Origin of the sequence: Halorubrum aethiopicum, from assembly GCF_001542905.1 — an archaeon.
In the GTDB taxonomy this organism is placed as follows: Archaea; Halobacteriota; Halobacteria; order Halobacteriales; family Haloferacaceae; genus Halorubrum; species Halorubrum aethiopicum.
Genome location: NZ_LOAJ01000001.1, coordinates 1,359,017 through 1,381,562, shown reverse-complemented (window position 1 = coordinate 1,381,562; position 22,546 = coordinate 1,359,017). Strand labels below are relative to the sequence as shown.

Sequence of the window (22,546 nt, the reverse complement as noted above, 5' to 3'; positions counted from 1 at the left end):
ATGATCAGTTTCGTAGTTGTATATATCTGTCCCATAACCCTACCACTTGCAACAGATCAACGCCGTATTGCTTTAATCGACCCCGATTTCCGGTATTAATGAACTGATTATATTTAGAGTTAATCTCACCATCAACAAATGGCTCTTGTGGGAAATCCAATTCATTAACCGGAGTAGTATCCAGATCTACATCATATTTATCAGATTCTCCTGTATGGGTACCTGTCCCGTCGTGTCCAATATTTCGGACTTTTGAATCGACCGGGTTGAGACACAGACCGTCATTAGCAGCAATAGCGAATGACCACCAGACGGCCCACGAGTCGATACTGCCCTCGAGCTGGTCACGCATCATCGGATAGAGGTCTTTCCCCGCTTTGTCAGTTATTTGTTTGAGTTCGGTCTCCTTTCGTTCTAATTCCTCAACTGTCAGTGGATCGCGCTCGAAATGCTCCCATGCGGAGCGCCATGTCCCCCAACCCCACGAAGAACTCCGATACGTGAAGTAGACATCGTAGGGATAATCATCAGGTACCTCGATCGGTGGACTGTAACCGTTCACGTTCATTACTCGTTCGTTGTCCGCATACCGCTCCAGAGAAGTATTCATAAACGATACGAAATTCGGAGCAGGAACACAGTCATCCTCAAGCACGATGATCCGTTCGTGGTCCTCAAAGACGCGTTCGATCCCGCTTGTGAGTGATTCTGCCAAACCGATGTTATGGTCATGAGCGGTAACTGTCGTTCGGCACCATTCTATCTGATCAATTATCTCCCTAACGTCCGATATCTGTTGCTGGTCTTGTCCATTTATTGCTCCATCTGCGAATATATACAAATGATCGACATCGTTTCGTTGAAGACCCGAAAGAACACGTCTGAGATGGTCCGGACGATTATAAGCGAAAACTGCGATTCCAATTGAGGCCATTACGTAATCAGTAGTGCTTGGCCATGACTAAATACTCTATCATGATCACGGGAGAATATCCAGATACAATTCTCGATGTTGATCTGTTACTCTCTCGATCGCAAATCGTTGCTCTGCGGTTTCACGTGCTTGACGGCCCAATTGTTTATTCCGGCTTTGATCCGTAATAACCCATTTGATACCCTTAGCTAAATCCTTCGGATCATATGGTGTAGCCAGATATCCGGTTTCTTTATGATCTATAATATCCTGTGGACCGGTCGCATCAAAGGCAACAACGGGAGTTCCGGATGCCATAGATTCAGAAGCAGTCTGCCCAAATGCCTCCTGAGTAGACGGTGTAACGGTCACGTCAGCAGTACTATATATTAAACGAAGCTCCTCTTCAGAAAGCCAACCCATATGACGCACAGACACCGGAAATGTCAGATCGTGACTACCGGTATTTCCAAAAGTAAGCGCCACAATATCGGATCTGTGACTTAGTTGTTCTAATGCTTCGAGGAGGAGGTCACCACCCTTCCTAGATGTCTCATACGCAGCTCCAAACAAAATATAGTGTTTGTCATCTTCAAGATCAAAATGCTGAACGCCTTCAGTTCGATCCTGTGGACAGAACAAATTTATATTCAAGCAGTTGGGAATAACTTCGATCCGCATTTCACCTAACAAGCTGCTTTCCTGAGCCTGCTCCGCAAGCCATTGACTCGGGGAAACAACAGAAAGATCAGAACCGCCCCAAGCATCTCGTTTTCGCTCCCATACAGAATTTGCGAGATCGTTTGGTCGATCACCACCGAGATGTGGACACGAACCACATTCAATTTGATACTTTGTACACGATTTGGCATAATGGCATCCACCAGTAAATGGCCACATATCGTGAAGAGTCCACACTACTGGGACATCTATCTGAGCGATCGTTTTAGGTCGGATAAATCCGCCAGAGACCCAATGAAGATGGACTATATCTGGATCGTACTTGGAGATCTGTTTTGATCGGCATTCCGGTGTCCACGCGGGCGAAAAGATCTCAGGATCTCGATCTGGATACCGTTTCAGTGGTAATTTATCAATTCGTGGCCGGATCTTGGACTTGACATTTCCAATTATTCCGTCTGGTCCGTATACGTGATCGTCGTCACTATCCTTATTTTGAACTAGCATCCGTGAATCAACGCCGTTGGAACGGAGGCCACGGTGAAGTCGATAGGCAGCTCGGGCTGCACCGCCATTAGTATCAGAAGTGCTTAGATGGAGTACTCTCATTACGATCAGCAAACGGGCAATACCTCATCTCTCTTTCCATCTGGGCGGAAGTATCTATGTATACGAAAGTCATTGAGATGGTCTCACTCAACGTCGCTACCGTACTAATTACAACCAATCGACAATCGTCTCCGATGCCTCAGCATACGATCGAATGTACGGATGAAGAGTATCAGGGGCCGACCCGAACACTCGTACCTCTCCGTGCTGATCGTCAGGCCGGATCTGGCCCGAATTCAACTCCACCACGTATCCGTTCGCGAGATAGTGTTTCGTTTCCACTCCCTCAACGTCGGAAGTCTCGTAGCGGTGTTCGAACGCTCCAAGCGACTCGATCACGTCAACTAAGACGCCGAGTTCCTCTTCGGCGATCCGATGGACAGCCTCAACTCGGCTTTCGCCTTTCTGGACCCGTCCACCCGGAACGAACCACTCACCCTTCGCCGGTTCGTTTGTTCTCTTTCCGAGCACGATCCCATCCGAACGTTTCACCACGAGATCAACCGAGACGATCGGCACGTTTCGAACGATCGTTTCCCACTCTTCCTCTGAGATCCACTCACTCATGAAGATCTTTCCGATTGTCCTCGTACCAGTCGATTGTCTCTCGGAGTCCTTCCCGGAAGTCCGTCGACGCCTCCCAGTCGAATCGCTGCTTCGCTCGGGACGTATCCAGTTTTCGTCGTGGCTGCCCGTCCGGCTTCGAGGTGTCCCATTCCACGGTCCCTTCGAATCCAGTCTCTTCAACGATGACATTCACCAGTTCCCGGATCGAGATCTCCTCGCCGCTCCCGATATTGACGGGATCGGAAGAGTCGTACCGCTCAGTCGCATCGAGGATCCCTTCAGCCGCGTCCTTCACATAGAGGAACTCTCGAGTAGGTTCGCCCGTTCCCCACGCAGTAATGGACTCGTCACCTCGTTCCCTAGCCTCGATACACTTCCGAACGATGGCTGGGATAACGTGTGACGTCTCCAGATCGAAGTCGTCACGCGGGCCATAGAGATTCACTGGAAGGAGATAGATGCTGTTGAAATCCCACTGTTTCCGATACGCCTTAGACTGTGTGAGCAGCGCCTTCTTCGCGATACCGTAAGGGGCGTTCGTCTCTTCTGGATAGCCGTCGAAGAGGTTCTCCTCTTCGAACGGAACCGGCGTATGCTTGGGATACGCACAGATCGTCCCGAGAACCGTGAACTTCTCGACATCGAACTGTCTCGCCTGTTCGATCAGTTCGATACCCATCACGGCGTTGTCGTAGAAGTACCGACCGGGGTTCTCTCGATTCGCCCCGATCCCGCCGACCGTCGCCGCGAGATGGATAACGATGTCCGCTTGCGAGTCCTCGAAGGCTCGTTCGATGTCGGGTTTTTTCCGGAGGTCGTAGTCATCACTACGTGGAACGAAGACGTCGACCGAATCCGAGCGGGATTCGAGATCTTCGACCAAATGGCTCCCAAGGAAACCGGCCCCACCGGTCACCATGACCGTCTTGTCGCCCCAGTATCCCTGACTGCTACTCATCGCCAGTCCACCCGGCCGTACCAGCCGTCGGGATTGTCCGCATACCACTTGATGGTTCGTCGGATACCCTCACGCCAGGAGACCTGTGGTTCCCACCCGGTCTCCTCGTTGAGCTTCTCGTACCCGACGAGCAACTCTTCGACATCGCTGTCACCGGGGCGGAAGCGATCATCGTCCTGAACGATCTCCGGATTTTCCCAATAATCGTGTTCAGAACCGACCTCGAGGATCATCTCGGTCCACTCCCGCATCGAGAGGTTCTCACCGTATCCGTAGACGTACTGTTCACCCGGGTTCCCTTCGAGTGCGACATGTAGGTGACCACGGACACCATCGGAGACGTAACACAGGTCTCGTTTCGGGGTCAGGTTCCCGAGCTCGACGATGTCGCGTTCGAGTGCCTGCGTGATGATCGTCCCCGTGATGTAGCGCGGATTCTGACGCGGCCCGTAGTTATTGAACATCCGCGTCGTGACTGTGGGGAGTCCGTACGCGTCGTGGTAGTTCATGGTGAGAAAATCCGCAGCCAATTTCGATGTCGCGTAGACGCTCGTCGGGTTTACCGGCGATCGTTCACTGAGGAGAACTCGGTCGTCACCGTCGAATTCGTGTTTCTCGACCATCTCCTCTTTGATGTTACCGTACTCCTCGCTGGTTCCTGCCGTGTCAAACTTTGCGATGTCGAGATCGAGATCGACGACGGACTGGAGAAGATTTAGCGTCCCGGTAATGTTCGTTTCTACCGTTTCATAGGGACGTTCCCATGATTCTCCGACATGTGCCTGTGCGCCGAGATGGAAGATTAGTGAATCACTGTGGGGCTCAAGTGCTTTTAGTGCGGTTTCTACGGAGTGTTTGTCCCGGAGATCGCCGCGATGGAGAGTAATCTTATCTGCGTGATGGCGGATATTTTTGAGTTCACCACTCGAGGTGGCTCGAACAAAGGCGTGGATGTTCGCTCCTTCTTGAACTAATTTATCAACGAGGTGTGAGCCAACAAATCCATCTGCTCCAGTAACGAAAACGGGGCGATCTACGAGTTGTGAATCAATTTCCATAGGAAGTATTGGCAGCCAAGATTGGTTTAGTCTTTTCATTGAACTCTTGAAAAAATATCAAAAATTAGATAACTCAGTGAGAAAGCGACCAGAATTATAATGAAAGATTGGGAATTCGTATCGGTTAATTTGTATCAACATCCAGAAAGCACGAATAAATTATAGATATTCAGTTAGAGAGATAGGATCTTATTTTAATCCAGGTATGGTATGGTATGAGTCTAGAGATAGCAGCAATGGAGGGGTATTGAAGTAAACTCAGAAGTATATACTTGTATTTTGTCCTTGACCCTATTTTTGAGTTTTTATCTGCAATTATCGTTAAATAGTTAGCTTTCGATTTTCTCCTTTCAATTGGTGACAATTTTTGATATTCGTCCGAATACTTCTCCCACATGTGATTTTTAGCTTCTAGATACAACTGTGGATTGTTTGCTAATTGTTGGGATTTTTTGCTATGGACAGTATATTCTACTAGAACTTCATCGCAAAAACAGACGAGTGTGTTCTTCGTTGCTCTTATCCATAGATCGTAATCTTCTCTAGCGGGAAGTTTCGGATCAAATCCTCCTGCTCTTTCAAAAACACTTTTTTTAATTGCTATTCCTGCCATAGATGTCCCTCCAATATAATTATCAATTAGAAGTTTTCTATGTATATTTCCCTTTATTTCTTTGTTTGGTGTGACTTCAAAGAGTTTATTTCCTTTTTGATCAACCGCCTTTCGTCCGGTGTAGATTAAACCAATTTCAGAATCCTGATTGAATTTTTGTAGTTGTGACTCAATTTTATTTTCATACCATATATCGTCATCATCTAAAAACATTAAGATATTCCCTGATGCCTTAGATGCTGCTCGATTCCTTGCTATTGATGGGCCAACAGATTTGTCTAGTTTCTCATAAACAATATTTAGCTCTACAGCATCCAGTTTTGGAAGAACCGTATCGTATGATATTTTAGAACCATCATTCACAATAATTATTTCTCCTGGAAGAATACTTTGATTTAATACACTTTCAACCGATCTCAGTAGCATCTGAGGCCTATCTTTTGTGGGGATAATTACTGATATCTCCGGACTAGACGTACTCATTACTCTCTCTTAGAGCCCATACAATACCGATGAATAAAAGCATTAAAAACATAATTCTAGGAATTCGGGGAAAATTACCGCCAATCGCCTGTACGATTAGACCACAATACCATGCGGAGCCAAGCACAGCGATCTTACCCGACTTAGATATTTGGCTTACGAATCCCCGTAGAATCGTCATATAAAATATCGCAAAAAGAACAATACCGACTATTCCCAATTCAACTAGAAGAGTTGTATAGTGAACGTCTAAGTATCCAACTCTGCTGGGCGATGCAAACCAACCGTATCCAAAGAGAGGTGCTTCTTTAAATAGTTCTATTGCCTTATCTAATAATCTAAGTCTTGTTCTAAAAGCGTAGGAAGCCTGTGTATCTGACAATTGTAGTCTTCCATCAGAGATAGTTATCCAACCAGTTATTCGGTTGATTGCTTCCTGACTTATGAATAACAATGATATAGCAAAGATTACAACACTGCCAGCTAGGTATCTTATTTTATTTTCCAGATTTAGATCAAGAAGAATATACAGGAAAAGTATCATACACCCAGTTACTAGCGCAAGGACACCTGAACGTGACTGGGTAGATAGTATAGCAATAATTGAAAGACAACTAATAATCCCATGGGCTGCGGAATATATGTATTTATTAGAATCATACATCTTCATTATCGTGAGTAGAGTAAATAACACTAGTACAGAAGCAAGCACATTCGGATTACCAAACGTTCCTACTGTTCTACCAGAAACAGTCAAATATTCATATAAAACAAAAATTGTCAATAGAACACCTGAATAAAAAAATGTTTTTAATGATATTTTCGCCCTCTTTGCTGTGATTTGATTCTGAACAAAGATAAAGAATAGAAGTATTTCGATCCACTTGAAAGTCCATAGAACACTTACTGTCACAGGCTCAGGTGAGCGAAAATTTGCTATTAATAGTGTGAGAACGATCCAGAATCCTATGATACCCATTAATAATGAGATATTCGGGAATAATATTTTCATATTGAATTCGTTATTTGTTAAAATATCATATAAAAATAATAACCCTAGTCCGAGAATTATTAAATCTTCAGCATTGATTGAAGCGGAGGTAGATCCTTCAACAGCAAGAGGGATTTGAATTGAGAAAACAATTACAACGGGAAATACCGCATAAAGCGCTGTAATCCACTGATCTGACTCTCTCATTTTATGTATCAGCCAACATTGTTTGGACTTTATTACCTTGTCGTTCTAGTGTACAGTCAAACATAACCCAATTCTTAGCCCGCTGAATCTGCTGATCATAGGGATTGTCTGATCGAGAGTATTTTTGAACCATTTCAGATAGCCGATCTACAATGTATTCCTCGTCTTCAAGGATTACCAGATCATTCATTTCTTTTTCAAGATCCGACATATTTGTCGAAAGAATGACCCCCTCGCAGGCCATATAATCTAGGAGTTTTGAGGGAAAAGTATAGTAACTTATTTTCTCATCTTGTTTTTGGAAATTTACAAAAATATCCGCGGTTACCAGCTTTTTCCTATACTCATCTTCAGGTAGTGTCCCAAAGAAAGAAACTCTATCATCATTCAAACGATCAATATATTCTTTGATCTCATCTGTTCTTGGTCCATATCCAGAGATCCAAAATTGAATGTTATCTTCATCAATACATTTTATTGAACTGAGAAATAGATCAATACCGCGTAATTCGTCCAAACGGCCTGCAAACATTACCGTTATTGTATCAGTACAACCATTATAGTTGTCCATGATATCAGTGTTAATTGAGGGAAATCCTCGTACAACCACAGTGTTATCTGTATAGATCAGTTCTTCCAAATTGGTATTAACACAGATTGCGCCATCTAGGGATCGATTTAACAATTTTCGGAGTAGCATAGATGAGATCCGTAATAAATATCCAGATTCTGTGTCATAATAAACTGCATCTTCAAATTGAACGACTAGATTGGTATTCATGAATTTGGAGAGAATGAAGCTTGGTAAGGCAGTTATCAATTGAAAGTTATAGAAAATTACCGAATCAAAATTTATCCTCATGTGTAAATGGATAATATAGATAGTTGATATGATTGTGGTGGAAATATAATTAAACACAGGATGTAGATCAACTATTGGAGGAATGTGTATATGTGCGCCAATATCCTCATCGAAATACGATTGTGAGGCACAATACAAATTACTTTCAGTAGTTTTGAACACCGGTGAAACAACGTGAACTTCTGTATCCTTCTGAGCTATGGATCGAATAATTGATTTCTTTTTATTATTTCCTGCTAATGAATAATCAGATATCCCGTATATCTCACTTATTTCGTCGGTGAATAATAGAGATACGTAAAGTATAGTCTGGATCATTACTTCCTACTATGTACACACGTTAATTATACTTTCCACTTTGAGAAGATACACATAAACACCTTCAGATGATACACCACGTAACAAATGAGTCAGTATAGTGGACTCGAACAGCGAGTCGCCTCCCTTCTTCAACGGTATCCTAGATTGAAGCGCCAAATCAAGATAGCGTATCAATATATGAATTACCATATATATTCTGATCGGGGGTTTAGGTACGAAACGACTGACGAGACAGATATTTATTCTGCTCCAGCACGATACGACATCGAAACGACCGATCGTGACCGTTTCTTCGGCTACTTCGACATCCAACCGTGGACCGCCTCGATGGATGGATTCCTGCTTCACGAGATCGTCGATAACGGGGTTGATATCTGCCTGTACCGCGACGGCAATCGCACGATCATCGCAACCTCCACGGCGTGGAACCACCAACAAGGGTCGCGAACGCAGTGGCATCCTAGGGACGAGTCGATACTGTTCAACCGTACCGAGTCTGGCCAGCTCGTCGCCCAAGAGGTCGCCACAGATGGTGACTCGATCGCCACCTACAACCGTCCAATCCAAGCTGTTCATCCCGATGGTACTGAGTTTCTCTCGCTGAACTACGACCGGCTGAACCGGAACCGTCCCGACTACGGATACGGCCGTGATCCCAGCTCGCTTCCGGATCCGAATGTCGACGGGCTGTGGCGCGTGAAAATGGATACCAGAGCCGATGAACTTCTCGTTCCTCTTCAGTCCCTCATCAACCGCTCAGACACGACCGCGCCCCCGGACGACCACTATCTAAACCACGCTCTCTACGATCCCACAGGGGATCGATTTGTCTTCCTCCACCGCTGGAACGGAGAGGAGGGCCGCGTTTCTCGGCTATATGTCGCCGATCGTGACGGGAACTGTCGGATTGTAATGGATGAAACCGTCATCTCACACTACTGCTGGCTCTCGAACTCGGAGTTATTCGTATGGGGCCGCACCGCCGCCTTCGGCGACGGGTATCACATACTCAACGTGGATACTGGAGAGCTCGAATATGTCGACGCACTTGATGAGTGGGGAGATGGACACCCCTCGATCTCGCCTGACGGACGGTACATCGTGACCGACACCTACCCGGATCGAAAACGCCAGCGACATCTCCTACTCTACGACCGCGAGACCGACGACGTAACCGAACTCGGACGCTTTTTCGAACCGCTCAAATACACCGGTGAAACGAGATGCGACTTACATCCCCGGTGGAGCCCCGATGGTACACAGATCTCCTTCGATTCGACTCACACCGGCCGTCGAGACTCGTATGTACTTGATGTGAGTCAGATTATCAATTAATCACGTAAGAAAACCCGATAGACAAAACCACGAAGCCTGTTCGGTATGAGCCTGAGTGGAATTCGCACACAAATGTTTAAAAGAAAGACAGGAACAGAGTTCATACCCAATCGGAAGAACTCGTACTGTAGCTTCATTTCGATCCTCGCGTACGACAAGCCTCCACGACGGGCAAAGAGCTCCTTACCCGCATCACACTTCACGAGTATTGTGGGGGTATTCAACAGACGGTAATCCTTAGCGAGCATCCGCATCCACAAGTCGTAATCCTGCATCGATCGAAGCGGGCGGTAGTTTCCTACCTCAAGCACGGCTGATCGACGAAACATCACGGTCGGATGGTTCAGTGGACAACGAAACCGAGCCATGGACCGAATCCGATCCGGAGTCGTTGGGACTTCACGAACCGTCTCGATATCGTCAGGATCGTCAGAGAACTCCCCGATGTATCCGCCGAGAACGTCCGTCTCCGGATTCTCGTCCAAATACTCGAACTGTTGCTCGAACCGGTCTTCCACCGCGATGTCGTCGGAATCCATCCGGGCGATCCACTCGTGAGAACACGTCTCGACGCCGTGGTTCAGCGCAGCCCCCAATCCCTGGTTTGTTGAAAGAGCCGTCCGAGTGAGCAGATCCGGATGTGCCGACTCGAAGTCGTCGAGAGCCGCTTCGAGTTCGGCAGTCAGTGGTCCGTCAGCGACCACGACGATCTCGTCGGGTCGTACCGTCTGGTCGATCACGCTCTGGAGGGCTCGCGACAGGTCGTCTGGATCGTCGCCCTCGTACGTGGCGATCAGCACCGAGAACTGTCGATCAGACATGGTTAGAAGTACGACACGAGGGTTCGTTCGGCTCGACTAGTCTTCCTTCGTCGAAACTGGAAAGCGTCACTTCGTCCGCCCGCGTCGTAAGCACGGTCACGTCGTGACCCATCGCGGCCTGGTCTCTCGACATCGCGTGGACGTGGTAGTCCCCGCCGCCCTTCGTGTCGGGATATATCCACGGCGCGACCCGGAGGATTCGCATTACGCCTCCCTACCGAACGCCCGCAAACAAACGTACCGATCCGCACTGCGTGCGTTCCGGCTTCGGGACAGAAGGAGACTGGCCTCCGCTTCTTCTCGGTGTACCAGAGGTTCGGCGGCAACGAGGGTCACAAGGGCGAGTACGCGGACACGGTCGCGCGGTTCGCCGACGCCATCGCCCGCGGCGAGGCCACCGACTGGGAGCCCGATCCGATCCGAAAAGCCACGATCACCGTATCCCGGTTCACAACGCACCCACCGAGGACCGACCTACCACGTCAGCCCTTCGTAGGTGATCCCCTCGCGCCGCTCGATGATCCGCCGGCCGTCGACGACCACGGGCTCGGCCATCGCGTCGAACTCCTCGTCCAGGGCCGCGAACTCGTCCCAGTCGGTCGCGACGACCGCGCCCGACGCGCCCGAGAGCGCGTCCGCGGCCGAGTCCGCGTACTCGACATCCGGAAAGACCTCCCGCATGGTCTCGGTCGCGACGGGGTCGTAGCCGACGACCGCGGCCCCGCGCTCCAGCAGCCCCTCGATCAGGGGGATCGCCCGCGAGTTGCGCACGTCGTCGGTGCCGGGCTTGAACGCCAACCCGAGGACGGCCACGCGCTCGCCCGCGACGTCGACGTGCTCGTCGAGCAGCGCGAGCAGGCGCTCGGGCTGCTTGTCGTTCACCTCGACGGCAGCCTCGAGCAAGGGTGGCTCGTAGCCCTGTTCTCGGGCCGCGGCGCGAAGCGCGTCGACGTCTTTGGGGAAGCAGTTGTGGACTGCGAGCCCGTCAGTTGTGACGAACGTGTGAGTGTCCGCGACTTCTAGTGAATACACGGGAATCGGCTCCTCCGAGTCGATCGTCTCGATGTCTCGGACACGAACCGTCGTGTGTGTACCCCCGTCGGTGTGGCCGGTAGGTGCGATCGATTTCGCATAGTTGTCGAGCCGTCGATCGATCTTCGCCACGTCAGCGTCGAGAAACAGATCTTTGAGTTCGTCGATCTGTTCTTTGGAACTCACTCGAAGGAAGTGTGCTGGCGTCGTCGATTTGGCTGACTGCGACATCTTATAACTCGGGACGATCCCGATACTGTGTAACAGCAGCTGCATGCCGGCGATCAACTCCTCACTGACGGATCCGTAATCGTAGACGACGGCGTTCGAATGATTCGGATATGCGATGTGGCCGTCACCGCGGAACAGACCGGACAGAACGGCCTTTCGGTGTGGTACTGGTTCCTGATAGACTACGTCCGGAAGCGCGGCTGAATAAGAACCCGTCCCGCAACCGAGATCTTCGATGAACCGAGCGAATATTCGGCTCGATATCTCGATCTGTCTCGTCGTGTCTCGCCGGCTCGTAGTGTATCGAATTCCTAACGATTCGTAATACGACTCAACGTCCGAAACGTATTCGGGTTCGTCCGTAGGATGGAAACTCAGTATGACGCGTCGACGCGTCGTTGATCCGTGTCCGGAATCATCGTCGTTGATGTGTCCTTCGCTGAGATAGTAGCCCACGAACCGCCAGAACGCCTCATTAGCGGGGATGATCGCCGGGACGTAGGTCTGTCCGCCGCCAACGGTGGTGTATAGCGAGACGTCCCCCCGATCAAAGTCGAGTTGGTTTTCGAACTCAAGGAACACGTCGAGCGGAAGGTAATTCTTGCGGCAGAACTCGCGGACGCGATCGTAGCTCTGTCGTCGATTGTACTCCTCGAGGACGTTCCGTAGATGGGATTTTCTATCAGCGAGGTCGAACGTCGGTTTTAGATACACCTTCTCGGCCGGGAAATCCGGATCGCCAACGACGAGATCGATCAGATCGAAGTGACCAATCGGATCGACAGTGATGTCCGTGTACACCGGAATTCGGTCCGTTTCCGTCAGTGATTCAGCCGTTCGAACGAGGACATCATCGCCATCAACGACGAGCATCGGATGGTCGTCCGTAACCGTCACTTCCTTGTTCATCTTGGTTCTGATTCGACACAATTCGCCATCATATTCACGGCGAGTTGCCTCAAGAACTGATTTGAACGTGCCGTTTCCGCTCTCGTCGTAACTGAGCACGGAGACATCATCCACACTTTCGGTCTCCTCGTTCACGTATCGCCCAAAGAACTCCTCGAACGTCAGGAATCGAGTTCCGTCGTCGTCTTTCGCCAATACTCGTTGATCACCGGTGAGACAACTCCCACCCCAGCCGACCCCCGACCGCAGGAACCGCTCGCCGATCCGGTCGTCGAGCCCGACCGCCTCCATCACCTCGTAGGCGTCGAGCCCGAACTCCTTGCTGACGTTCCCGAGGTCGTTCGCGAGCGAGATCTTCGTCGCGAGGAAGGCGTTGTTGGCGTACTTGATCAGCATCGCCGTCTCCGGGTCCGTCCGGACGACCGGGCTGTCCGTCGACTCGATCAGCGGTGCGTACAGCTCCTCCAACGTCGCGAGCGGCGACGCCGACTCCGTCCCGAAGACGATCTTGTCCGGGTTCCGGAAGTCCGAAACGGCGGTCCCCTCACGGAGGAACTCCGGGTTCGTCGCGAGCTCCACCTCGCCGGCCCCGTCACCGAGCCCGGTCGCGAGCGCCTCTCGAACTTGTCCGAGACCCGGCGGCGTGATCGTCGACTTCACGACGACGAGGTGCTCACGGTCGCCGTCGAGATCGGAGAGCGCCTCGCCGACCATCTCCGCCGCCGCCGACAGCGGGCCCAGATCGATGCTCCCGTCGGGGTTCGACGGAGTGCCGATCGCCAGGAAGGTGAGGTCCGCGTCCGCGAGGTCGGCGTACGAGGTCGTCGCTCGCAGCCGGCTGCCGACGTGCGCTGCGAGCAGGTCGTCGAGGCCGGGCTCGTGAAGCGGTGCGTGACCCTCGTTTATCGTCTCGACGACGGACTCGTCGATGTCGATGGCCGTGACCTCGTGGCCCATCTCCGCCAGACAGGCGGCGAGCGTCGTTCCCACGTAGCCGCTGCCGACGACGTTGACGTTCATGGACGAGACGACGGGAAGCGAGGACAAAAACCGCGGGGTCGCGGTTCGCTCGTCCGGGTCGGAATGCGAGCGTGCCACTCACGCCGGACCGTCCGCGTGATCGAGAACCGTTCGTGCCCGTGCTGCCGTCCGATCCCCGAAGACAGAATCCTTATACACCTATGACAGAAAGGGCCGTCCAATGAAAGCCGTCGTACTCGCGGCCGGCAAGGGCACGCGCCTCCGGCCACTGACCGATGACAAGCCCAAGGGAATGGTCGAAGTGAACGGGAAACCCCTCATCACCCACTGTTTCGATCAGCTCATCGATCTCGGCGCGGACGAACTCATCGTCGTCGTCGGCTACATGAAGGAGGTCATCATCGACCACTACGGCGACGCCTACGAGGGCGTCCCGATCACCTACACCCACCAGCGCGAGCAGAAGGGGCTCGCCCACGCGCTTCTCACCACCGAGGAGCACATCGACGACGACTTCATGCTCATCCTCGGCGACAACATATTCCAAGCGAACCTCAAGGACGTGGTCCGCCGCCAGCGCGAGGACCGCGCGGACGCCGCCTTCCTCGTCGAGGAGGTCCCGTGGGAGGAGGCCTCCAGATACGGCGTGTGTGACACCAACCAGTACGGGGAGATCACGGACGTCGTGGAGAAACCCGAGGACCCGCCGAGCAACCTCGTGATGACCGGCTTCTACACCTTCTCGCCCGCGATCTTCCACGCGTGTCACCTCGTCCAGCCCTCGAACCGCGGCGAGTACGAGATCAGCGACGCGGTCGATCTGCTCATCCAATCCGGCCGTACCATCGACGCCATCGGCCTCGACGGCTGGCGCATCGACGTGGGCTACCCCGAGGACCGCGAGGAGGCTGAGCGCCGCCTCAGCGACGAGGCCGAGGCCGACCCCGACGAGTCCGCGGAGGAGACGGTCGAGTCCGACGCGTAGCGAACGATTCCGTCACTCGAACTCGGCTCGAACCGACTCGACCTGTGTTTCCAGAGCCGGGAGTTCCTCTTCGATCGTCGTCCAGACGATCCGCAGTTCGACGGTTGCGTACCCGTGGATCAGCTTGTCACGCATACCGGCCATCTCGGACCAGGGTACGGTACTGTACTCGTGACGGATATCGTCCGGAACGTTCTTCGCTGCTTCGCCGATCACCTCGAAGTTTCGAAGGACGGCGTCGACCGTCTTTTCGTCTTCGACGAACGCCTCGTAGTCCATCCCGTTCGTGAATCGGCGGATCTTTTCGACGGCGTCGAGGATGTCATCGAGGTAGTCCACCACCTCCCTCATACGTAGACCAAGTCGTCAGTGACGCGAGCTTCGATCCGCGGCTTCAACGAGTCTTTCGTCACGAGGTCGACCTCGACGCCGAGTTCGTCCGTCAGTTCGTTCTCCAACCGAACGAGATCGAACAGCGTCACCGGCTGATCGAACGCGACGAGCACGTCGAGGTCGCTATCGGACCGTTGTTCACCGCGCGCATACGATCCGAAGATCCCCAGCTCGCTGATCGGATACTCTCGCTCGAGCTGCGGCTTGAGTTGCGCGAGCCGCGTGGGGATATCCTCGGTCGAGGGCATGGCTCACGCTACGGTTGCGCTGGCTAATTATATTACGGACGTTCGAGGGGGATCCTCGCTCTTCACACTCGTCGCCGAATGAACGTCGTCGAGGGCCAACGGGAGCGATATCGGAAAGACCCGGGTAGTCGGCTTCCGCGACCCGAACTGCCTTGTGAGCCGCGGTCGATTCCCCGCAGCATGTACGACACGGTCGTGGTCGGCGGCGGAATCGTCGGCTCCTCGGTCGGCTATCATCTGGCGCGTGCGGGGGTCGAAACGCTGGTCGTGGACCGGCGCGACGCAGGGCGAGCGACGACCGCCGGCGCGGGCATCGTCTCGCCGGGCACGAGCAGCCGCACCGCGGACGACGACTGGTTCGCGTTCGGGACCGACGCCGGCGACTACTACCCCGACCTCGTCGACCGACTCGAATCCGACGGCGTGAGCGACACGAGCTACGGGCGGGTGGGCCTGATCGCCGCCGCGGTCGACGACGACGAGCTCGCCCCCTACGAGGAGGCGACCGCCCGGATCGAGGCCCGTCGCGACGAACTCCCCGACATCAAGGAGATCGATCCATCTACGGCGACCGACCGCGTCCCCGCGCTCGCGGAGCCACAGCGGGTCTTCCACGTCCCCGACGCCGCGCGTGTGAACGGGCAGACCTTCGCGCGGGCGCTGCGGGAGGCGGGACGGACCCACGGCCTCGAGACGACCGAGCGCGACGTGACCCGGATCCGAACTCGAGAGCACCCCGGCAGTCGAGACGCCCAGGTGACTGGCGTCGAGACCGCCGACGGCTCGCGGATCGACGCGAACCGGGTCGTGATCGCCGGCGGCGCGTGGTCGTCCGCGTTCGGCGATGATCTAGAAACCGAGATCCCCGTCGAACCCAAGCGCGGCCAGATCGTCCACCTCGACCTGCCGGACGCCGACACGGGCTCGTGGCCGGTGCTGAAGGGGTTCCGCCACCACTACATCGTCCCCTGGCCGGACGGCCGCCTCGTCGCGGGCGCGACCCGCGAGACCGGGAGCGGCTTCGACCCGCGGGTCACGGCCGGCGGACTGCAGGAGGTGCTCGAGGAGGCGCTCCGGGTCGCGCCCGGCCTCGACGACGCGACCGTGATCGAGCACCGCGTCGGACTCCGTCCCGTCTGTGCCGACGGCGTCCCCGTCCTCGGCCCCGTCCCCGGCGTCGAGGGCGCGCACCTCGCGACCGGCCACGGGGCGACCGGGCTCACGCTCGGGCCCTACAGCGGAAAGGTCGTCGCAGACCGGATCCTCGACGGAGAGTCGATCCCGGACGCCGTCTCGGTTGCGCGGTTCGCGGACGGCTCGCGGTAGTGTCTCGTAGACGGGTGACTCTCACCGGTTCGAGAGGCGTTCGCGAACCGCGGACGAACCGAAGCGCTAAACCGCCCGCTCCGAGGATCCGTCTCCATGAACGGTCAACGCGTCCTCGTGACGGGCGGCGCGGGCTTCATCGGCTCGAACCTCGCGAACCGCCTCGCCGCGGATAACGACGTGATCGCCGTCGACGACACCTACCTCGGCACGCCCGAGAACCTCGCCGACGACGTGGAGTTCGTCGAGGCCTCGGTGCTCGAGGACGACTACCCCGTCGACGTCGACGTCGTCTTCCATCTCGCCGCGCTCTCCTCGCGGAACATGCACGAGAGCGACCCCCAGCGCGGCTGCCGCGTCAACGTCGAGGGGTTCGTCAACACGGTCGAGCGCGCCCGAAAACAGGGCTGTGAGACGGTCGTCTACGCCTCCACCTCCTCGATCTACGGCAGCCGAACCGAACCCTCCCCCGTCGACATGGACGTGGAGGCCCACACCGCCTACGAGGCCTCCAAACTCGCCCGCGAACGCTACGCCGAGTACTACGCCAACCACCACGAGATGAACGTGGCGGGGCTCCGCTTCTTCTCGGTGTACCAGGGCTTCGCCGGCAACGAGGAACACAAAGGCGAGTACGCCAACACGGTCGCGCAGTTCGCGGACGCGATCGCCCGCGGCGAGGCCCCCGAGCTGTTCGGCGACGGCAGCCAGACGCGCGATTTTACCCACGTCGCGGACGTCGCGCGCGCCTGCGAGCTCGCCGCGGATCACGAACTCACCGGCGTCTACAACGTCGGCACCCAGGAGGCCTACTCCTTCAACGAGATGGTCGCAATGATCAACGACGCGCTCGGCACCGACGTCGACCCCGTCTACGTCGAGTGCCCCTTCGACGGCTACGTCCACGACACCATGGCCGACTACTCCACCTTCCACGAGGCCACCGGTTGGGAGCCCCGGATCAGCTTCGAAGAAGGCGTCGAACGCGTCTGTCGACCCTATCTCGAGGACACGACGGAGACGGCGTGAATCGGCTCGAGATCGAGACCCGAGTCCTCTCGCGGTTCAGCTGAACGGGTCGGCGGCGGTCTCCAACCTGCTGATGGCGTCGATGGTGTCGAAGTCATCGTCGAACGAGTACAGGTACTCGATGTTCTCTCGCTCCATGTAGGCGACGATGGTCGCGTCTCCGAACGCGAGTCCCTCGTAGGTCTCGAAGAGCTCCACCGCGCGATGGAAGTCCTTCTGAGCGGAGTGGATCAGTTCGAATCCTGCCGAGTCGGAGAGCCGATCACGGAGATCGACTGCGATGTCGTGCCGCCGTCGCTCGTGGATCCAGTTCAGAGACTCCAACAGCACGTAGTTCGTGACCCGGGCCGTGGGAAGGTCACCCCGATCGATCGCGTGGACGATGGCTGCTGCTTGGTCGTGACGGCTATCAGAACTCGTATCCTTGTAGTCGATGAGGACGTTCGAATCGACGACTGCGACCGCCATTCAGGCGTTCTCCGTGAATGCGGGGTCGTCTTCGTATCCGGCGAGGTCGTGTGTTTCGACGCCGTCACCGCCCATCGGAGCCTGGAGGTCGTCGTCTTCGAACGCGCCGTAGCGCTGTCTGACGACCTCGACGGCGAGATCCCCGCCCTCCGTGACGTTCCAACGGAGCTTGTCGCCGGGCTCGATATCGAGCCGGCGTCGGAGTGCCGCCGGGATCGTAACCATGCCACGGTCACTGACCGTGGTCTCTTCGGGGAAATCTTCGGCTGCCATACGCACCGGTACACGCTTTGCCACATTACATGTTACGCCACATGTTCTTCGTGAGAAAGGATGCCGAGACCGATCCGGACCGCTGCCCATGACACCAGCGAGCCGGGATCCGCAGTGAAATCGGATGGGACGAACAGAGCATACTCGATGGATCGGGTTGACATCCTCCCCGCCTTGAACAGTAGTTGCCGAATCAATTCTTCTGTGATCGATTCTTGTCGCTTAAATTGAAAATGAGTGTTGAGGTCTACCTCCATGTGAATTCGTATATAAGTGACTCCACCAGTCTCCGGGATATCTACCGGGGTCCACACGATCCGTTGGTAGTCAGCGACACTCAACTCGTGGTTCGGCGTACTGTGAAGAGCGGGGTTTTAGCCTTACAGCATCCATAATCGTCGCTCAACGCCGATCAGGTCGAGGTCTCACGGGATATCCGACGACATCCGTTCCGAAGAAGGACGGATCAGTCCACTCGCGTCGCCGTCACCGATCGGTTACCTTCCCGTCGCGCCGGTCGCGCTCCCTCGCTTCCGGGTCGCGCTCGGCGGGGTCACCGTGGCCGCCGCCGCCGGGCGTCAGGATCGAGACGGTCGCTCCGGCCGTGACATCGACGGAGGCCTTCGCGGGCACCGGCTCGCCGTCGACGAGGTTCTTTCCCGTAGCGCCGTCCGCGCCGCCCGCGAGCCCCGCGGGGGCCGTCCGCCGGCGCTCGGTCAGAAGCGAGACGGTGGCGTCGGTCTCGACGGCCACGGTCCGTTCGAGCCCCAGTCCGCCGCGGTACCGGCCGTCGCCGCCGCTCCCGGGCCGTAACGCGTAGCGCTCGACGCGGAGCGGGTACGCGGCCTCCAGCGCCTCGACGGGCGTGTTGAGCGTGTTCGTCATGCCGACCTGGACGCCGTCCATCCCGTCCTTGCCGGGGCGGGCCCCGAAGCCGCCGCCGATCGTCTCGTAGTAGGTGAACTCGCCACCTCTGTCGCCGATGATCAGGTTGTTCATCGTCCCCTGCCCGCCGGCGGGGACGACGTCGGGGACCGCCGAGGCGAGCGCCGCGAGCGTGACGTCGGTGACCCGCTGGCTCGTCTCCACGTTGCCGCCGACGACCGCCGCGGGCGGGCGCGGATCGAGAAGCGACCCCTCGGGTGCCGACACCGACACCGGCTCGTAACAGCCGTGGTTCGGCGGGATCTCCGGATCCGTGATCGCCCGGACGACGAAGTAGACCGCGCTCTTCGCGACCGACAGCGGCGCGTTCAGGTTGCCCGCCACCTGCTCTGCGGTCCCGGAGAAATCGACGGCGATCGACGCGCCGTCGATCATGACGGACGCCTCGATCGGCACGTCCTCGTCTGTGACGCCGTCGCCCTCCAGCACGTCCCGTGCCCGGTAGGTGCCGTCCGGGAGGGCGGCGAGTTCGGCCTCGACGCGCTCGCGCGAGTAGTCGATGACGGCGTCGAAGGCGTCGAGCAGCGTCGGCCCGTGCTCGTCGAGCAGCTCGCCGACCCGCTCCTCCGCGCGCGCGTTCGCGGCGCGCTGCGCGCGGAGGTCGGCCTCGCGCTCGTCCGGCGTCCGGACGTTCGCGCGGATCAGCTCGCGGACCGCCTCGTTCGGCTCGCCGCCGTCGACGAGGCGGACCGCGGGCAGGCGGAGTCCCTCTTCGAAGATCTCTCGGGCCCCCGCGGGCATGCTCCCCGGAGCGCTGCCGCCCACGTCGGCGTGGTGCGCGCGCGACACCGCGAAGCCGATCACCTCTCCCTCGGGCGCGATCGTCGACACCAGCGTGACGTCGGGGAGATGCGTCCCGCCCGCGAACGGGTCGTTGAGGACGAACACGTCGCCCGGCTTCGGGTTCTCCTCGAGGACCGTCTCCACCGCGTCCGGCATCGCCCCGAGGTGGACCGGGATGTGTTCGGCCTGCGCGACCATCCGCCCCGACGCGTCGAAGAGCGCGGTCGAGCAGTCCTGTCGTTCCTTGATGTTCGGCGAGTACGCCCCGCGGATGAGCACGTGGCCCATCTCCGTGGCGACGCTCTCGAGTTGGTTCCGGAGGATCTCCAGCGTCACCGGATCAAGGTCGTGGTCGACCGTCGCCCCGTGGTCGTGGGTCGGGTCCTGCGCTTCGCCCGACGTCTCGTCGTCGTTCATGACTCACTCACCTCCGCCACCAGCGCGCCGTCCGCACGCACCCGCACGTCCCAGCCCGGCGGAACCACGGCCGTGCTCTCGTCGCCCTCGACGACGGCCGGTCCCGCGAACGTCTCGCCCGGCGGCAGCCGCCCCCGGTCGTAGACCGCCGTGTCGCGGACGCCGTCGGCGGCCGTCCCGCCGTCGTCGTCGGCAGTCGTCCCGCCCACCTCGCCGAACGCCGCCTCGCGGGTCCCCTTCCGCGGGTCGCCGGCGGCGTCGTACTCGAGCGGCGGCGCGCTCCGGGAGCGCGTGGCCGTCGCCCGGCAGTTCACGAGTTCGACCGGCTCGTCCGCCCGGTAGCCGTACGCGGCGTCGTGGGCCGCCGCGAACGCCTCGCCGGCCGCCGCGGGGTCGAAGGGGCGCTCCACGTCGACGGTGAGCTCGAAGCTCTGGCCGGCGTACCGGAGGTCGGCGGCGTACTCCACGGTCGCCGCGTCGGGATCGCTCACCTCGGCAAGCAGCTCCTCGGAGAGCTCTCGGTACACCTCGTCGATCGCGTCGGGGTCGACCGCCGAGAGCGGGTGCTGGCGCGTCCGGACCGCGTCGCGCTTCTCGTCGGCCGCGAGCAGACCGTACGCCGAGAGGACGCCCGAGGCCCGCGGGACGACCACCCTCCCGACGTCGAGGCTCTCGGCGATCGCGATCGCGTGCATCGGCCCCGCGCCGCCGAACGCGACGAGGCCGAACCGCCGCGGGTCGTGGCCCCGCTCGACGGTCACCGAACGGATCGCCCGGGTCATGTTCGCGTTCGCGACGCGGTGGACGCCGCGGGCGGCCGCGAGCGGGCCGTCCATCCCCGCCTCCTCGGCGAGCCCCGCGAGGGCGTCGCGGGCGGCCTCCGCGTCGAGCGACAGCTCGCCCCCGAGACTGGTGCTCGCGCCGACGTACCCCAACACGAGGTTCGCGTCCGTCACGGTCGGCTCCGTCCCGCCCTTTCCGTAGCAGGCGGGCCCGGGGTCGGCGCCCGCGGAGCGCGGCCCGATCCGGAGCGCGCCGCCGGCGTCGACCCAGGCGATCGACCCGCCGCCCGCGCCGACCGTCTCGATGTCGACCATCGGCGTCCGGATCGGCCGGCCGTTGATCTCGCTCTCGGTCGTCCGCGCGGCCGCGCCGTCGCGAACGAGGCTCACGTCGCTCGAGGTGCCGCCCATGTCGAAGGTGACGAGGCCGGCTTCGTCAGTTCGGTTCGGTTCGCCGCCCGCGGTCGCCATCGCGCTCGCGCCCACGACGCCCGCGGCGGGCCCCGAGAGGACGGTCGTCACGGCGTTTTCCCTGACGGTGTCGGCGTCCGTGATCCCGCCGTTGGCCTGCATGATCCGCGGCTGCGGGACGCCGCGGTCTCGCGCGCGCTCCGTGAGCCGGCCCACGTAGCGGTCGATCGCCGGGCCGACGTAGGCGTCGACGACGGTCGTCGAGGTTCGCTCGTACTCGCGAAACTCCGCGAGCACCTCGTGGGAGGCCGACACCGGCACGTCGAGTTCCGCGCGGAGCGTTTCCGCCACGCGCGCCTCGTTCTCGGGGTGCGCGTAGGCGTGGAGCAACGAGACCGCGACGCTCTCGGCGTCGGCCTCGCGGATCGCCGCGGCGACCGCGCGAACGTCCTCCCCGTCGACGGGTCGTTCGATCCCGTCGACGGTCGCCCGTTCAGCCACCTCGAAGCGGCGGCGTCCCGGGACGAGCGGCGTGGGCTTCTCGGCGTCGAGGTCGTACAGCGACGGCCGGTCCTGCCGGCCGATCTCCAGGACGTCCCGGAACCCCTCGGTCGTGACGAGCGCGGTCCGCGCGCCGTTTTCCTCGAGCAGCGCATTGACCGAGACGGTCATCGCGTGGGAGAACTCCGCGAGGCTCTCGGGGTCGATCCCCGCCTCGGCGCAGGCCTTCTCGATCCCGGCCATCACGCCCTCGCTCTGGTCGTCCGTGGTCGGGACCTTCGCGGTCACGAGCGCGCCGTTGAGCGCCAGCGCCACGTCCGTGAACGTGCCGCCGACATCGACGCCGATCCGCCGTTCACCCATCTACGCCACCCCGGCGGCGCGGCCGACCGTCTCCGGGCTCTCATCACTGT

Annotated in this window: 19 protein-coding genes and 4 pseudogenes; 5 read left to right on the top strand and 18 right to left on the bottom strand. The window is 57.4% G+C overall.

The annotated features are described in order from the left end of the window. Positions 1 to 4 precede the first annotated feature (4 nt). From AXA68_RS15880 to AXA68_RS15860, 8 genes are all read right to left on the bottom strand, one after another. Positions 5 to 934, bottom strand: coding sequence for a glycosyltransferase family 2 protein (locus tag AXA68_RS15880; protein ID WP_080505168.1), 930 nt, complete (start codon positions 932 to 934; stop codon positions 5 to 7). 45 nt (positions 935 to 979) lie between these two features. Beyond that, the gene (locus tag AXA68_RS15875) at positions 980 to 2,203 is read right to left on the bottom strand and encodes a glycosyltransferase family 4 protein (protein WP_080505167.1); all 1,224 of its coding nucleotides are present in this window, start codon (positions 2,201 to 2,203) and stop codon (positions 980 to 982) included. Positions 2,204 to 2,311: 108 nt separating this feature from the next. After that, positions 2,312 to 2,770: an NUDIX domain-containing protein gene (locus AXA68_RS06645; protein WP_066414397.1), complete on the bottom strand. Its 459-nt coding sequence runs from the start codon at positions 2,768 to 2,770 to the stop codon at positions 2,312 to 2,314. Then, positions 2,763 to 3,728, bottom strand: coding sequence for a GDP-L-fucose synthase family protein (locus AXA68_RS06640; protein WP_066414395.1), 966 nt, complete (start codon positions 3,726 to 3,728; stop codon positions 2,763 to 2,765). Before AXA68_RS06640 ends, AXA68_RS06645 begins: the two co-directional genes overlap by 8 nt. Further along, positions 3,725 to 4,786: a GDP-mannose 4,6-dehydratase gene (locus tag AXA68_RS06635; RefSeq protein ID WP_066414393.1), complete on the bottom strand. Its 1,062-nt coding sequence runs from the start codon at positions 4,784 to 4,786 to the stop codon at positions 3,725 to 3,727. Before AXA68_RS06635 ends, AXA68_RS06640 begins: the two co-directional genes overlap by 4 nt. Positions 4,787 to 4,955: 169 nt before the next feature. Continuing rightward, the gene (locus AXA68_RS15870; protein WP_080505166.1) at positions 4,956 to 5,882 is read right to left on the bottom strand and encodes a glycosyltransferase family 2 protein; all 927 of its coding nucleotides are present in this window, start codon (positions 5,880 to 5,882) and stop codon (positions 4,956 to 4,958) included. Next, complete coding sequence (locus AXA68_RS15865; RefSeq protein ID WP_080505165.1) at positions 5,869 to 7,080, bottom strand: O-antigen ligase family protein; 1,212 nt, start codon at positions 7,078 to 7,080, stop codon at positions 5,869 to 5,871. The genes AXA68_RS15870 and AXA68_RS15865 overlap by 14 nt, the downstream gene beginning before the upstream one ends. Position 7,081: 1 nt before the next feature. Beyond that, positions 7,082 to 8,260 carry a glycosyltransferase gene (locus AXA68_RS15860; RefSeq protein WP_080505164.1) on the bottom strand — a complete coding sequence of 393 codons (1,179 nt, stop codon included), beginning with the start codon at positions 8,258 to 8,260 and terminating at the stop codon, positions 7,082 to 7,084. 87 nt (positions 8,261 to 8,347) lie between these two features. On the opposite strand from AXA68_RS15860, the gene AXA68_RS06630 reads away from it, so the two are divergent. Beyond that, entirely contained in the window at positions 8,348 to 9,598 is a 1,251-nt protein-coding gene (locus tag AXA68_RS06630) for a TolB family protein (RefSeq protein WP_198530027.1), read from the top strand. Here the strand turns inward: AXA68_RS06630 and AXA68_RS06625 are convergent. Together AXA68_RS06625 and AXA68_RS17570 are read right to left on the bottom strand one after the other, a co-directional pair. Continuing rightward, entirely contained in the window at positions 9,595 to 10,419 is an 825-nt protein-coding gene (locus tag AXA68_RS06625; RefSeq protein ID WP_066414390.1) for a glycosyltransferase, read from the bottom strand. The two genes, AXA68_RS06630 and AXA68_RS06625, sit on opposite strands and share 4 nt — an antisense overlap. 70 nt (positions 10,420 to 10,489) lie before the next feature. After that, positions 10,490 to 10,624 (bottom strand): annotated as a pseudogene (locus tag AXA68_RS17570) (glycosyltransferase family 1 protein); the annotation flags it as partial. An 80-nt stretch (positions 10,625 to 10,704) separates the two neighbouring features. On the opposite strand from AXA68_RS17570, the pseudogene AXA68_RS17250 reads away from it, so the two are divergent. Beyond that, a pseudogene (locus tag AXA68_RS17250) lies at positions 10,705 to 10,821 on the top strand (NAD-dependent epimerase/dehydratase family protein); the annotation flags it as partial. Positions 10,822 to 10,893: 72 nt separating this feature from the next. On the opposite strand, the pseudogene AXA68_RS17245 reads toward AXA68_RS17250, so the two are convergent. Then, a pseudogene (locus AXA68_RS17245) lies at positions 10,894 to 11,388 on the bottom strand (UDP binding domain-containing protein); the annotation flags it as partial. Positions 11,389 to 11,391: 3 nt separating this feature from the next. Further along, a pseudogene (locus AXA68_RS06615) lies at positions 11,392 to 13,599 on the bottom strand (nucleotide sugar dehydrogenase); the annotation flags it as partial. Positions 13,600 to 13,792: 193 nt separating this feature from the next. Between AXA68_RS06615 and aglF the strand changes: the two are divergent. Next, positions 13,793 to 14,557, top strand: a complete 765-nt coding sequence (gene aglF, locus AXA68_RS06610; RefSeq protein WP_066414383.1) for a UTP--glucose-1-phosphate uridylyltransferase AglF — start codon at positions 13,793 to 13,795, stop codon at positions 14,555 to 14,557. A 12-nt stretch (positions 14,558 to 14,569) separates the two neighbouring features. On the opposite strand, the gene AXA68_RS06605 is transcribed toward aglF, so the two are convergent. Together AXA68_RS06605 and AXA68_RS06600 are read right to left on the bottom strand one after the other, a co-directional pair. Beyond that, positions 14,570 to 14,908, bottom strand: a complete 339-nt coding sequence (locus AXA68_RS06605) for a HepT-like ribonuclease domain-containing protein (RefSeq protein ID WP_066414380.1) — start codon at positions 14,906 to 14,908, stop codon at positions 14,570 to 14,572. Continuing rightward, on the bottom strand, positions 14,905 to 15,198 hold the full coding sequence (locus AXA68_RS06600; protein WP_066414377.1) for a nucleotidyltransferase family protein: 294 nt from the start codon (positions 15,196 to 15,198) through the stop codon (positions 14,905 to 14,907). The genes AXA68_RS06605 and AXA68_RS06600 overlap by 4 nt, the downstream gene beginning before the upstream one ends. 180 nt (positions 15,199 to 15,378) lie before the next feature. On the opposite strand from AXA68_RS06600, the gene AXA68_RS06595 reads away from it, so the two are divergent. Together AXA68_RS06595 and AXA68_RS06590 are read left to right on the top strand one after the other, a co-directional pair. Beyond that, on the top strand, positions 15,379 to 16,524 hold the full coding sequence (locus tag AXA68_RS06595) for an NAD(P)/FAD-dependent oxidoreductase (RefSeq protein ID WP_066414375.1): 1,146 nt from the start codon (positions 15,379 to 15,381) through the stop codon (positions 16,522 to 16,524). 96 nt (positions 16,525 to 16,620) lie between these two features. Beyond that, positions 16,621 to 17,553: an NAD-dependent epimerase/dehydratase family protein gene (locus tag AXA68_RS06590; protein ID WP_066414373.1), complete on the top strand. Its 933-nt coding sequence runs from the start codon at positions 16,621 to 16,623 to the stop codon at positions 17,551 to 17,553. A gap of 36 nt (positions 17,554 to 17,589) precedes the next feature. Here the strand turns inward: AXA68_RS06590 and AXA68_RS06585 are convergent, their stop codons facing one another. The 4 genes from AXA68_RS06585 to AXA68_RS06565 all read right to left on the bottom strand — a co-directional run bounded on the left by AXA68_RS06585 (position 17,590) and on the right by AXA68_RS06565 (position 22,496). Continuing rightward, positions 17,590 to 18,021: a type II toxin-antitoxin system VapC family toxin gene (locus AXA68_RS06585; RefSeq protein ID WP_066414367.1), complete on the bottom strand. Its 432-nt coding sequence runs from the start codon at positions 18,019 to 18,021 to the stop codon at positions 17,590 to 17,592. Then, a complete protein-coding gene (locus tag AXA68_RS06580) occupies positions 18,022 to 18,294 on the bottom strand; it encodes an AbrB/MazE/SpoVT family DNA-binding domain-containing protein (protein ID WP_066414365.1) in 273 nt (90 codons plus the stop codon). Positions 18,295 to 18,780: 486 nt separating this feature from the next. Then, a complete protein-coding gene (locus AXA68_RS06570; protein WP_080505163.1) occupies positions 18,781 to 20,439 on the bottom strand; it encodes a hydantoinase B/oxoprolinase family protein in 1,659 nt (552 codons plus the stop codon). Beyond that, positions 20,436 to 22,496: a hydantoinase/oxoprolinase family protein gene (locus AXA68_RS06565; RefSeq protein WP_066414361.1), complete on the bottom strand. Its 2,061-nt coding sequence runs from the start codon at positions 22,494 to 22,496 to the stop codon at positions 20,436 to 20,438. Before AXA68_RS06565 ends, AXA68_RS06570 begins: the two co-directional genes overlap by 4 nt. Between the last annotated feature and the right edge of the window lie 50 nt (positions 22,497 to 22,546).